Raw genomic sequence first — 13,029 nt, 5'->3', positions numbered from 1 at the left:
TACTCCAATGAAGGGCAGCAATTCGGCGACAGCAAATCACAATCCTGCATGAAATACGCCACCATACAGTGCAAACCTTTCGAGAAAAGTCCCATTCATGCACAATGTATAGATCAAAAATACAATGAATGCATGAGCAAGTAATTTTAATAGTATTTAGAAGATAATAATGGATGTGCGTTTTGATGCTCAAAATCAAAACGCACTATCTTTGCAGGATCAGGCGATTTCCGCCAGTTGGGCAGTTCCAGCATCGCGCTCCTTCTTGAGGAGTTCAGCCAGCAGAAACGCCAGTTCCAGCGCCTGATCGGCGTTCAAACGTGGGTCGCAATGCGTATGGTAGCGATCATGCAGATCCTCGGCCGAGATCGCACGTGCGCCGCCTGTGCATTCCGTTACGTTCTTACCGGTCATTTCGACATGGATGCCGCCCGGATGCGTGCCTTCGGCACGATGGATCGCGAAGAAAGATTCCACTTCCTTGAGGATACGGTCGAACGGACGGGTCTTGTAGCCGCCAGCGGTGATCGTGTTGCCGTGCATGGGGTCGCATGACCATACGACCTTACGGCCTTCCTTCTCGACAGCACGAATAAGCTGCGGCAGGTGATCGCCGACCTTATCGTAGCCAAAGCGCGCAATCAGCGTCAGGCGACCTGCTTCATTTTCGGGATTCAGAAGATCGATCAGGCGGATAAGATCATCCGGCTGCAAAGACGGGCCGCATTTGAGACCGAGCGGATTCTTGATGCCGCGACAGTATTCAATATGCGCGTGATCGGCCTGGCGGGTGCGGTCGCCGATCCAGATCATGTGACCGGACGTGCCATACCAATCGCCAGAGGTCGAGTCGACACGGGTCAGCGCTTCCTCATACCCAAGAAGCAGCGCTTCATGGCTGGTGTAGAAATCGGTTTCGCGCAACGAATGATTGCTGTCAGCCGTAATCCCGATTGCACGCATGAAGTTCATGGTTTCGGAAATACGCTGGGCCAAAGCTGCATAGCGTTCTGCCTGTGGGCTTTTGCCGACAAAGCCGAGCATCCACTGGTGAACGTTCTCCAGATTTGCGTAGCCGCCCTGAGCGAAAGCGCGCAGCAGATTGAGCGTCGCCGCCGACTGACGGTATGCCATGTCCTGCCGCTGAGGATCGGGTGTGCGCGAAGCTGAATCAAATTCGATACCGTTGATGATGTCACCACGGTAAGATGGCAGTTCTACGCCATTCAGCGTTTCCATGTCGGACGAACGCGGCTTGGCGAACTGACCGGCGATACGGCCAACCTTCACAACAGGCTTCGATGCGCCAAATGTAAGCACGACGGCCATCTGAAGGAATACACGGAAAAAGTCGCGGATATTGTCTGCGCCGTGTTCCGCAAAACTTTCGGCGCAATCACCGCCCTGAAGCAGAAATGCCTTGCCTTCCGCAACCTCGGCCAACTGCTGCTTGAGCTTGCGCGCTTCACCTGCAAAAACCAGCGGCGGATAGGTGCGAAGACGGGCCTCAACGTCGTTCAGAGCCTGTGCGTCCGGATAAAACGGCACTTGCTTGATCGGCTTGCTTCTCCAGGAATGCGGGGTCCAGTTCTTCGTCATTTGAGCACCTGTTTGCTTCTATCCGCTCGATTTCTCTCGGATTATATCCTCCTTGCACGAAAGCCGGAATTCCTTAACGGACAGCCCCATCTGACAAAGATGACAGCATATCCCGGAAAACCGGCGTGCGTGATCGCGCTGATATAATGCAGGCTGAAACTTTATGCCAGCAATATTCGTTAACCGAAGAAACCGGCTGCGAAAGATTTATCCGGCGACTTTCTCACCATGTACAACCCGATAGGTCGGCTTGTACATGGTGACCAGTTCTTCGGCCGCAGTCGGATGAACCGCCATCGTGCGATCGAAGTCATCCTTGGTCGCGCCAGCCTTGAGCGAAATGCCCAGAAGCTGGGCCATCTCACCAGCATCCGGCCCCATGATATGGGCTCCGATCACACGGCGGCTTACTGCATCCACGATGAGCTTCATCAGCATTTTCTCGTTTCGACCGGAAAGCGTGTTCTTCATCGGACGGAACAGTGCTCTGTAGACTTCAAGCTCCGGATACTTCTTCGCAGCCTCATCTTCGGGCAGGCCGACAGTACCGATTTCCGGCTGCGAGAAGACGGCCGTCGCGATCAGTTCATGATCCGGCTTCGTCGGATTGTCCTTGAAGGCTGTCTCGAGAAAGCACATTGCTTCATGGATTGCCACGGGCGTCAGCTGGACACGGTTCGTGACGTCGCCCACTGCCCATATATTCGCGATATTGGTGCGTGAATAATCGTCCACAAGAATGGCACCCAGCTCATCCGTCTCTACACCAGCCCTCTCCAGGCCGAGACCAGTCGTGTTGGCTTTGCGCCCGATAGCCATCATTGCCTGACCGACTTCCAACCTGTCGCCGTTATTCAGCGAAATCTTCAGGTTGCCGTCGGACTGCTTCTCGATTTTCTCGAAAACCGCTTCGCAAATGATACGGATGCCCTTTGCTTCCATGGTTTCGTGCAAGAGATGGCGCAAGTCGGGATCGAAACGGGAGAGAATCTCCTTGCCGCGATAGACGAGCGTGGTCTCGACGCCAAGACCATGGAATATGTTCGCGAACTCAACAGCGATATAACCGCCACCTGCGATGGCGATCGCTTTCGGCAGCTCGGCGAGATGGAACGCTTCATTGGAACTGATGCAATATTCATGGCCCGGCATGGTTTCCGGCATCGTGGGGTGGCCGCCCGTCGCAATCAATATCTGGTCGGTCGTTATGCGGCGACCCTCCGCCTTCAGTTCGACGGTATGCTCATCGATCAATTCAGCACGGCTGGCGAAAATCTCGACTTCAGAATTCTGGAGCCCCTTGGTGTAGAGCCCCTCTAGCCGTGCAATCTCCTTGTCCTTGGCATCGATCAGCTTTTTCCAGTCGAATGCCGATGCGCCCACATTCCAGCCATAGCCAGCAGCATCTTCGAAATGTTCGGGGAACTGCGAGGCATAGACAAAAAGCTTCTTCGGGACACACCCACGGATAACGCAAGTTCCGCCCATGCGATACTCTTCAGCAAGGGCGACTTTCTTACCCATCGCTCCGGCAAGGCGGGCAGCCCGGACCCCGCCGGACCCGCCGCCGATAACAAAAAGATCATAATCGAAGCCGGACATGGGATTCTCCAAAAAACATTAGGTTGGCCGATATGTAGGCAAAAGAAAAAGCCCGGCCAAGTGACCGGGCTTTCAAATTCCCTGTTATCGCTAAAATTACTGCTGTGCAGGCTGCGCCGGAGCGGCAGCGGCGCCGGCCTGTGCGGCCAGAACTTCTGCCACGCTGGTTGCCAGATCCCGGGCGATGCCGTTCTGCCAGATATTGGCGGCCTTGACGACTTCACGTGTTACAATCGGGCCTTCCGACAAAAGCTTCTTGCCTGCAGACGACGTATAGAATGCTGCGATAGCCTTCAGTTCGTCTTCCGAAAAAGCCTTTGCGTAAGCGCGAGCGGATTCGGTTTCGAGATCTGCGCGGCGGGAAGCAAGAGCCAAAGCCTTGTCATCGACTGTCTTGGTGATGAGGGCTTCCAGATTCGGGTCCTTCTGAATCAGCTCGCCCTTCAGGGAGCGCGCCGCATTCGGAAGAATTTCGTCGAACTGCTCGGTGGCATTAATTGCAGAAATAGCAGCGCGGGCAGCTTCCAGATGGGCTTCAGAGATTTCCTGTGCCGATGCTGCGTGAATGCCCGACATCAGTACGAGCGCGGAAAACGGTGCAATCAGACGGCGAAAGCCAGTTGCCGGGATCATAAGTCAGTACTCCGTTCAATCAGTTCAAGACCGGTTCATGGTGCGGATGCCGTCGTTGCCGGCAATCACTGCCGCACGCGCGAGTCCGATGAAAAGTCCGTGCTCGACAACGCCTGGAATTGCGAAGAGAGCGTCAGATAGTGTCTTTGGATCGGGAATGCGGCCAAAAGATGCATCCACGATATAATGCCCACCATCTGTTACGAAGGGTGAGCCATCTTTTAAACGCAGTGCCAGCGGGCCTGCAAGGCCACACTTTGCAGCTGCTTCCTCGATAGCGCGGAAGGTCGCGCCAAGACCGAAGCGGTTGACTTCCACTGGCAGAGGAAAACGTCCGAGCGTCTCGACCACCTTGGAGCTGTCGGCAATGACGATCATTGCATCAGAGGCGGCAGCAACGATCTTTTCACGAAGAAGCGCCCCACCGCCACCCTTGATGAGCGAGAGATTGGTATCGACTTCGTCCGCACCGTCAACCGTGAGATCGAGATGGGGCGTTTCGTCAAGCGTTGTAAGCGGAACTCCGAGTTCCTCACAAAGCTTGGCGGTACGTTCGGAAGTGGGCACGCCAATGATCTTGAAGCCACCACTTACCTTTTCAGCAAGCAGTCGCACAAACTCCTCGGCAGTTGAACCGGTACCAATTCCCAGACGCATTCCGTCCTTGACGTGTGTGAGTGCTTCTGCGGCGGCTGCAATTTTTAACTTGCGAGCTTCATCCATACCAAGTTCCCCGAAATCCCAGCGGATTCTCATTGTCATCCGGTTCGCCTCTAGCATGCGGGCGCGGCGCAACAAAGCTTCTATTCGAACTATGACGCAGAATTTCGGATTTTAAGCAAATCTGATCGCGAGGTTGAGCCGAGGACGACAATCAGATAGGAGTTCTCTATTCCCTATTTTCACATACGAGAAGCTAATGTCTGCTGCTAATCCCAAGCCCATCATCGTTTTCGATCTCGACGGAACCATCGTCGATACAGCACCAGACCTTCTCGATAGCCTCAATCACTGCCTGGCGATATCCGGACTGAAAACAGCCGACCGTGAATCGTTGCGCAGATTCGTGGGACAAGGCGGACGCGTCATGATCGAACGCGCATTCGCCGCGCAGCAGAAACAGGCAGACGAAGCGCAACTCGATAACCTCGTAGAAGAGTTCCGGGAGCATTATGCGAATAATATGCCGGGGCATTCCACTTTCTTTCCAGGCGTACTGGAGGCAATGGACCGCTTCTCCGCGAGCGGTTACGAACTGGCGGTCTGCACGAACAAATTCGAGGCCCTGTCGGTAAAACTCCTGACTTCGATGGGCGAAGCCACGCGATTTGCAGCGATCTGCGGGGCAGATACATTCGCTTATCGCAAGCCTGACCCGCGTCACCTTACTGACACCATCGCACGTGCAGGCGGCAATCGCGAACGGGCCATAATGGTTGGCGACAGCCGCACCGACATCGACACTGCGAAAGCGGCTGGCATCCCCGTTGTTGCCGTCGATTTCGGATATACTGATCTGCCCGTGCAGCATTATGGTCCTAGCCGCGTCATCTCGCATTTTGACGAGTTCACTCTCGAAATGGCTGGCGAACTCATCGCTGCCGTAACTGATCCAGTGTAACGGGAAGCAGAAAATGTCTACGCTGCGGATTCTAGTATCGGGCGCGATTTTCTTAGCCGCATTATCAACGGCGTCTGCGAATGATGGATCGCCGGGTTTGCCCGGCGTGCACCCGCAAAAACCAATAGTGTCCGCTCCACCACCCGCTCCCGAACCGGATCAGGCACAAAGCGGCAACTGGAGAAATTTTCGTGTTGGTAACACCGACGTGTCGATTTCGGGCAGCATTAGCGTCGATGTCGGCACCGGAAACAGTCGCTCGTCCCGTCGCTAATTTCGGGAAGCTCGGGCCAGCGCCGACAGGACGGCTGGCAGTTGAGCGGGCAAATCTTCGGCGATAAGCCCATGACCGAAACGGCGGGCTGCGTCGGCATGTATCCACACAGCAGCACAGGCTGCCGCGAATGCGGGCATGCCCTGCGCAAGCAGGCCGCATACAATTCCGGTCAAAACATCGCCTGATCCTGCCGTTGCGAGCAAAGGAGTTCCATTGGCGTTGACCACGGCCACCCCGCCCGGTTCCGCAATCACGCTATCAGGCCCTTTATATACAATGATAGCGTTGGCGCGCCTTGCCGCCTCACGCGCCTTTTCAATCTTCGAGACCGCAGCCTTTGCAATATCGGGAAAAAGCCGTCGAAATTCACCTTCATGTGGTGTCAGCACAAGTGCAGACCGGGCATCCTGCCGGCGATCGAAAAGCTCATTTGGGTCCTGCTCAAAGGCCGTAATTCCGTCAGCATCGAGGACCAGTCCGTGGCACCCCTCTAGTCCGCCAGCGGCGAGAAATAGTGCGTGCTCACGCGCAAATGCTGGATTCCCGTAGCCCGGACCGAGGACCGCCGCTCCAACCTTGCGCTCGGCGAAAAACTGCCGAACATCCTTCAAGCTGCGGGTTTCGCGAACCATGATGCTGGTCAGATTGGCAGCATTAATCGCCATCGCATCGGGCGGAGATAAAAGCGTAACCGCCCCTGCCCCAATGCGTGCTGCGGCGAGAGCCGAGAGACGCGCAGCGCCAGTCGAATGAGGGCCACCCGAAAACACGGCTGCGTGGCCGCGACTATATTTATAAGTTTCAACGCCCAGCACAGGAAGGGCACCTTCCCAAAGCTCGGGCGCATTTTCAAAAGTATGGGGCTCGATGGCTGCAAGTATATGATCGGGAATGCCGATATCCGCGACGTGAAGCACCCCGCAATGCGCCCTTCCCGGCTGCAGCAGATGGCCGGGCTTCTTTCGAAAAAAAGTAACTGTGGCGCGCGCCCGGATCGCTGTTCCCAGAACCTCTCCGGTCTCACCCGATATGCCACTCGGCAAATCAACAGCCACCACCGGTACGTCCGAACTGTTCAGCGCATCAATCGCAACGGCTTCGGACCCATGAATATCGCGGGCGAGCCCGGCACCGAATAAAGCATCGATCACGCCCCCAAAACTGACGGCTGAAAACTCACCCAGATTCGAGACAGGCCCCTTGTAAAAAAGCGATGCGCGCATGGCATCCGAACCTTTTTGCGGAGGAGCCGATGCAAAACACATGACCTCCAGACCGGCTTCCAGCAGAAGTTGGGCCGCGACATAGCCGTCACCACCGTTATTGCCGGGTCCGCACAGAACCGCGACCGGCGAATTGCGGGCGAACATCCCCTGCGCAACCTCCGCGACGGCGCGTCCTGCCACCAACATCAGCGAAAAGCCATCCTTGATACCAGCCTTTATCGTCTGGCGATCCGCTTCTGCCATTTCCTGCGGGGTCAGCAACTCGTACATCGCGTACCTTTTGAACATGGGTGATTGGAGTGATTAAATACGCGGCAGCGGGCTTTATGCAAGCTTGCCTTCTTTTAAGGCGAAATGGCTATTTTTTAGCCAGAAGGCCCAGTTGATAGAACCGCTTTTCTTGCGCGCCGCCAGAGTGGCGCTTGCACTAGCATCATGATTAGTGCCAATCTGCCTCCAGATGAAGGAAGTGGGAGAAAATTTTCACACCCCATTCAAACTGGCACAGTTCATGCTTCTCTATGGGTGAAGCGGGCACAATGCTCATTTCCGAAGAAGAGCGGAGACCATTCTCTGATGAAAAAGATCGAAGCCATCATAAAGCCCTTCAAGCTGGATGAAGTGAAGGAAGCCCTTCAGGAAGTCGGCTTGCAGGGGATCACTGTCATCGAAGCCAAGGGCTTTGGACGACAGAAGGGTCATACCGAGCTTTACCGCGGCGCCGAATATGTCGTCGACTTTCTTCCCAAGGTGAAAGTTGAAGTCATCGTCGCAGACGAAACCGTGGACAGCGCTATTGAAGCCATCCGCAAGGCTGCCCAGACGGGACGCATCGGCGATGGCAAGATTTTCGTCTCCAACATCGAAGAAGTTATCCGTATCCGTACCGGTGAATCCGGCGTGGATGCCATCTGACAATACCTGCGTACAATCCATCGTCGTGCAAACAGGGAATTAATATGACGACTGCCAACGATATTCTGAAACAAATCAAAGACAACGACATCAAGTTTGTCGACCTTCGCTTCACCGATCCGAAGGGTAAGCTGCAGCACGTTACGATGGATATCGGCCTCGTCGACGAAGACATGTTTGTCGACGGCGTGATGTTCGACGGCTCTTCCATCGCTGGCTGGAAGGCAATCAACGAATCCGACATGGTTTTGATGCCGGATCCGACGACCGCTCATATCGATCCGTTCTTCGCTCAGTCTACACTCGTCATCCTTTGCGACATTCTCGACCCCGTTTCGGGCGAGGCCTATGGCCGCGATCCCCGCACGACCGCGAAGAAGGCCGAAGCCTACATGAAGTCGCTCGGTATCGGCGATACGGTCTATGTCGGCCCGGAAGCTGAATTCTTTGTCTTCGACGACGTGAAATACAAGGCCGACCCGTACAATACCGGTTTCAAGCTCGATTCGACCGAACTTCCGTCGAATGACGACACCGATTATGAAACAGGCAACCTCGGCCACCGTCCGCGTGTTAAGGGCGGCTATTTCCCGGTTCCGCCAATCGACAGCGCGCAGGACATGCGCTCGGAAATGCTGACCGTTCTCACCGAAATGGGTGTGACTGTCGAAAAGCATCACCATGAAGTGGCTTCCGCCCAGCACGAACTCGGCGTCAAATTCGACACGCTCGTGCGCAATGCAGACAAGATGCAGATCTACAAGTATGTCGTGCATCAGGTTGCCAATGCTTATGGCAAGACGGCGACCTTCATGCCGAAACCAATCTTCGGTGACAACGGCTCGGGCATGCATGTCCACTTCTCGATCTGGAAAGAAGGCAAGCCGACCTTCGCTGGCAACGAATATGCTGGCCTGTCGGAAAACTGCCTCTATTTCATCGGCGGCGTCATCAAGCACGCAAAGGCCGTGAATGCATTCACCAATCCGTCAACCAACTCCTACAAGCGTCTGGTTCCAGGTTATGAAGCTCCGGTTCTGCTCGCCTATTCGGCTCGCAACCGTTCGGCTTCCTGCCGTATTCCGTTTGGCAACTCGCCGAAGTCCAAGCGTCTGGAAGTTCGCTTCCCTGACCCGGCGGCCAACCCTTATCTGTGCTTTGCTGCCCTGCTGATGGCTGGTCTTGACGGCATCAAGAACAAGATTCATCCGGGACAGGCCATGGACAAGGATCTTTATGATCTGCCCGCCAAGGAACTGAAGAAAATTCCAACCGTCTGCGGTTCCCTGCGCGAAGCCCTGCAGTCGCTCGACAAGGATCGTGAATTCCTCAAGGCCGGCGGTGTGTTCGACGACGATCAGATCGACAGCTTCATCGAACTCAAGATGGCCGAAGTGATGCGTTATGAAACGACGCCGCACCCGGTCGAGTACGACATGTATTACTCGGTTTAAAAAAGTGCGCGGACACCGGTTCAGGTAGTCCGCGCGTTTTTTGCCTTCTACCGAGGCCCCCAAAAAAAGAAACCCCGGCAACGCCGGGGTTTCTTTGTTAGACCAATGCAATAGACATGTTATTTAAAGGGCTGCGAGCACGCGGGCAGCCATCATCATTTCGATTTCACGGCTCCTGCGGCGCTCCACTGCTTCCGCATCGGCTCCCCAATGTTCGATGGTCCAATCCTCATCGATATGGGCCAGCTGCCAGCCTTGTTCCGCGGTCACTTCGCCTTTTGCTATAGCCAGTGCAATAATCGCTGACCCCGTCAGTGTCGTCATCGTATGCAGAGCCGCCAGTGCAATTGGATCCTTGAAGGCAGACAGATGCACACCAAAGGCTGCTATGGCTTCACGCGGCTGCTCAATATGCATTACACCTTCGGCGAGCGAAAACCGTGCGCCAAGCCCTTGCATCCAATCGATCAGCGGGTCCCATTGCTGCGTCTGCCGAGAAACGAGTTCCTGCGGACTGTCGGCGCGATAGCAAAGCATATCCGTACCCGCAAAACGTAGAATATCCTCGAAAACCGCCTGCGGGTCCTGCGCAATTCCGTCGATTGCCGTATTGACCAAACGCGTTGCGGGCATTTTGCCGGGATCGATGACCTTTTCCTGAGCAGCAAATTCGTCCGCCACGATCTCGGCAGCGGCCTTCGTCGGCAACCTCAGCAGGCTGCGCGCTGGCGTCTTGACCGGACGACCGTCCAGATGGACTGCAAAACCGCCTTCAACTTCGGCTACTTCTGCTTTCTCGTAGAAACGTTTGGGCAGTTGCGCCAGCATCTGCTTCTGCGCACGCACGATGGGGTTCTCGTCGGAAAGCTGCTTTCCCGCTTCAAGATCACTCAGAATATCACGCATATATTTATCCAGTTCTGTATCGCTGACTTGGCAGAACGCCCCAACAACTAGAGGACCTGTTCGTCCATAGTCTGCAGCAATGCATGGAGTTCAGATGGCACTTCCAGAATATGATGGGCGCCAGCTTCGATCAGTCCCTGCCGGTGATGATAACCCCAGGAGACGCCTGCGGCCATAGCGCCCGCCGAGCGGGCCATCTGCATATCATAAACAGCATCGCCGATAACAATCGTTCGATTGGGTTCTATTCCCATTTCAGCACAGGATTCAAGCACCATAGCCGGATGCGGCTTCGACGGGCAGTCATCGGCGGTACGTGTGACCACGAAATGGTGCCCTATACCGTGACGTTCAAAAACAGAGCGGACACCGCGCTGCGACTTGCCGGTTACGATACCGAGCAGAAGATCGTCCCTCGCCCCAAGCTCGCTCAGGAGCGGCAGAATTCCATCATAAAGCGGCTCTGCGAAGTCCGGCGCCTGTCGCAACATCACGAAGTTTTGCTTGTAACGTTGTGTCAGCCAGTGGACCTGCTCGTCCGGTTCCCGATTCAACAGCTTCGCAATGGCAAGATGCAACGACAGGCCGATGATCGAATGCGTTTCCTCGATTGCAGGAGGTTCCAGACCAGCATCGGCAAAACTGGTTGCCATGCATCTGTGAATGAAGTCGCCGCTGTCGACGAGCGTTCCGTCGCAATCGAAGAGTACAAGTTTCATCGGGCGTTGGATACCTTTGCCGGCTTGCTGATAATCATCAGTCCGCAACCGATCAACGCGAGAGCCGCAAATATTTTCCAGCTCAGTGGCTCGTTCAGGATGAGGCCGCTCAATAACACGCCGAAAGCCGGCGTGAGAAAGGCAAAGTTTGAAAGTTTTGACACGGGGTATCGGCGTACCATCCAGAACCAGAGCGGATAGGTAAACGCCACCACGAATACCGCCTGAAACAGGAAGGCTAATATTGACAACACATCGGGACTGCGAAGCAGCGGGCCACTCAACGAAATGAACGGCAACGGCACCAGCGTTGCAATCACCAACTGGTAAAGAAGTGTCTTCTCCGGCGCTGTGTAGGCAAGCCGGGTCCGCTTGATGACCAGCGTGGTTAAACCCCACAACACACCGGACACCAGCGCTAGCATATCGCCATATATCGCATGCGGTCCCGGACGGCTGACATGATCGGAAAAGACCAGAAACACGCCCAGAAAGGCGATACACATGCCGATGAACGCACGAACAGACATGCGTTCGCCTAAAAGGAAATGACTGCCGATAGCGACCCAGAACGGCATGACATTCATCATGAGCGTTACACGTCCCACGCTTGTCAGCTCCATCGCCAGAAAAATCAGGACGAACTCGGTGCCGAATAGCAATCCGGCGGCTATTCCCGCCGCAAGCGTGCCATCACGCTTGAAAAGCGGGATACGACGCCAACAACACCAGAGAAAGACACACATGCCGCCGAGCGCAGAACGTCCCGCCGCCATGAGCATAGGGTTGAAACCTTGATTGCCGATCTTGATGGCAACCTGATTAAGCCCCCAACTGAACATGATGAACACGACCAGCATGATGGCCAGCCCATCGAACGAAACTCGTCCTTGGGACGATCCCCCCGCTTCGCCTGACATTTTTAATCTACCGCGCTTTCCTCGTCAAAGCCGAGCAGATTCCACGACTGCACCATGTGTGGCGGCAAAGGAGCCGTCACATCGATGATGCCGCCCGACGGGTTCGGAATGCGAATGCGGCGTGCATGAAGATGCAGCCGTTTCTGAATCCCGCCCGGAAACTCCCAATTCTGGTCAGCTTCAAAATATTTTGGATCACCGATAATTGGATGACCGATATAAGCCGCATGAACGCGCAGCTGATGGGTTCTGCCGGTATAGGGTTCCATCTCGAGCCAGGTCAGGTTGTTCCCTGCCTTCTCGATGATGCGATAATAAGAGACCGCATGATCAGAGTCCGGTTCGCCATGCTGGCAGACACGCATCTTGTCACCGTCGGGCGTCTGATCCTTGACCAGCCACGTGGAAATCTTGTCCTCGCGCTTGCGTGGAACACCTTTTACCAAGGCCCAGTAGGTCTTCTTGGTATCGCGCTCGCGAAAAGCGGCGGTTAACGCCTGTGCCGCGCCGCGGGTGCGCGCCACGACGAGCACGCCCGACGTGTCACGGTCGATGCGGTGCACAAGACGCGGCTTTTCGCCCTTTTTGTTGCGCCATGCCTCCAGCATACCGTCGATATGTCGCGTTACGCCGGACCCGCCCTGCACAGCGAGGCCTGCCGGTTTGTTGAAAACATACACTTTCGGGTCTTCGTACAGAAGCATCTGCGAAAGCACATCACCGTCCTGCTGGCTGCGGATTGTTCGCGCCGTAACCGGTCCGGTGGCTTTTTCATCGACGCCGAGCGGCGGAATGCGAACAGTCTGCCCGGCTTGAACACGTGTATCGGCCTTGGCCCGGGAGCCGTCGATACGGATCTGGCCCGACCGCAGAAGTTTTTGCAGGTGACCGAAACCCAGGCCTGGATAATGGACCTTGAACCAGCGGTCGAGCCGCATGCCCGCCTCGCCTGTATCCACAATCTTCTGTTCAACGACTGCCATGGAGAAACCCGATCAACTCTTCCTAATACGGCGTGTACTAGCCCGCCGGTCATTTAGTCATCTCAATAGACGCGAGTTTCGCGGATTGCTAGGCGGAATTCCCGAAAACCGAAATTTGGCTGCTTTGAAGGAAACCGGTTCTCTTTCTTCAAAGAGTTTGATTTCCACGCATAA

Annotated in this window: 13 protein-coding genes; 4 read left to right on the top strand and 9 right to left on the bottom strand. The window is 55.3% G+C overall.

Going from position 1 to position 13,029, the window contains the following annotated elements:
• Positions 1–219 precede the first annotated feature (219 nt).
• From ACS5UA_RS02900 to rpiA, 4 genes are all read right to left on the bottom strand, one after another.
• The gene (locus ACS5UA_RS02900) at positions 220–1,599 is read right to left on the bottom strand and encodes a class II 3-deoxy-7-phosphoheptulonate synthase (protein ID WP_021585187.1); all 1,380 of its coding nucleotides are present in this window, start codon (positions 1,597–1,599) and stop codon (positions 220–222) included.
• A gap of 207 nt (positions 1,600–1,806) precedes the next feature.
• Positions 1,807–3,201 carry a glutathione-disulfide reductase gene (gene gor / locus ACS5UA_RS02895; protein WP_443101130.1) on the bottom strand — a complete coding sequence of 465 codons (1,395 nt, stop codon included), beginning with the start codon at positions 3,199–3,201 and terminating at the stop codon, positions 1,807–1,809.
• Positions 3,202–3,297: 96 nt separating this feature from the next.
• A complete protein-coding gene (locus ACS5UA_RS02890) occupies positions 3,298–3,834 on the bottom strand; it encodes a DUF2059 domain-containing protein (protein ID WP_006466887.1) in 537 nt (178 codons plus the stop codon).
• Between the two features lie 24 nt (positions 3,835–3,858).
• Complete coding sequence (gene rpiA, locus ACS5UA_RS02885) at positions 3,859–4,557, bottom strand: ribose-5-phosphate isomerase RpiA (RefSeq protein WP_006470515.1); 699 nt, start codon at positions 4,555–4,557, stop codon at positions 3,859–3,861.
• Positions 4,558–4,753: 196 nt separating this feature from the next.
• Between rpiA and ACS5UA_RS02880 the strand changes: the two genes are divergently transcribed.
• Both ACS5UA_RS02880 and ACS5UA_RS02875 read left to right on the top strand, forming a co-directional pair.
• A complete protein-coding gene (locus ACS5UA_RS02880) occupies positions 4,754–5,455 on the top strand; it encodes an HAD family hydrolase (protein ID WP_021585190.1) in 702 nt (233 codons plus the stop codon).
• A gap of 13 nt (positions 5,456–5,468) precedes the next feature.
• Positions 5,469–5,729 (top strand): hypothetical protein, encoded by a 261-nt coding sequence (locus tag ACS5UA_RS02875; protein WP_112669750.1) that lies wholly within the window; start codon positions 5,469–5,471, stop codon positions 5,727–5,729.
• Here ACS5UA_RS02875 and ACS5UA_RS02870 read toward each other — a convergent pair.
• Positions 5,726–7,228: a bifunctional ADP-dependent NAD(P)H-hydrate dehydratase/NAD(P)H-hydrate epimerase gene (locus tag ACS5UA_RS02870; RefSeq protein WP_021585191.1), complete on the bottom strand. Its 1,503-nt coding sequence runs from the start codon at positions 7,226–7,228 to the stop codon at positions 5,726–5,728. The two genes, ACS5UA_RS02875 and ACS5UA_RS02870, sit on opposite strands and share 4 nt — an antisense overlap.
• 306 nt (positions 7,229–7,534) lie before the next feature.
• Here ACS5UA_RS02870 and ACS5UA_RS02865 point away from each other — a divergent pair, with 306 nt between their 5' ends.
• Together ACS5UA_RS02865 and glnA are read left to right on the top strand one after the other, a co-directional pair.
• Complete coding sequence (locus ACS5UA_RS02865) at positions 7,535–7,873, top strand: P-II family nitrogen regulator (RefSeq protein WP_002964122.1); 339 nt, start codon at positions 7,535–7,537, stop codon at positions 7,871–7,873.
• 44 nt (positions 7,874–7,917) lie between these two features.
• Positions 7,918–9,327: a type I glutamate--ammonia ligase gene (glnA, locus tag ACS5UA_RS02860; RefSeq protein WP_006466891.1), complete on the top strand. Its 1,410-nt coding sequence runs from the start codon at positions 7,918–7,920 to the stop codon at positions 9,325–9,327.
• Between the two features lie 123 nt (positions 9,328–9,450).
• Here glnA and ACS5UA_RS02855 read toward each other — a convergent pair whose 3' ends face one another.
• From ACS5UA_RS02855 to ACS5UA_RS02840, 4 genes are read right to left on the bottom strand one after another with little or no spacing between them, the layout of a single operon-like run.
• Positions 9,451–10,233, bottom strand: coding sequence for an ATP12 family chaperone protein (locus tag ACS5UA_RS02855; protein ID WP_021585192.1), 783 nt, complete (start codon positions 10,231–10,233; stop codon positions 9,451–9,453).
• Between the two features lie 47 nt (positions 10,234–10,280).
• Positions 10,281–10,952: an HAD-IA family hydrolase gene (locus ACS5UA_RS02850; RefSeq protein WP_021585193.1), complete on the bottom strand. Its 672-nt coding sequence runs from the start codon at positions 10,950–10,952 to the stop codon at positions 10,281–10,283.
• Positions 10,949–11,872, bottom strand: a complete 924-nt coding sequence (locus tag ACS5UA_RS02845) for a DMT family transporter (RefSeq protein ID WP_021585194.1) — start codon at positions 11,870–11,872, stop codon at positions 10,949–10,951. Before ACS5UA_RS02845 ends, ACS5UA_RS02850 begins: the two co-directional genes overlap by 4 nt.
• Before the next feature lie 2 nt (positions 11,873–11,874).
• Positions 11,875–12,855, bottom strand: coding sequence for an RluA family pseudouridine synthase (locus tag ACS5UA_RS02840; protein WP_021585195.1), 981 nt, complete (start codon positions 12,853–12,855; stop codon positions 11,875–11,877).
• Between the last annotated feature and the right edge of the window lie 174 nt (positions 12,856–13,029).

This window comes from Brucella sp. RRSP16, assembly GCF_052246815.1.
Classification (GTDB): Bacteria; Pseudomonadota; Alphaproteobacteria; order Rhizobiales; family Rhizobiaceae; genus Brucella; species Brucella intermedia.
Note: the sequence above shows the minus strand (reverse complement) of the source record. Positions and strands in the feature narration are given on the sequence as shown.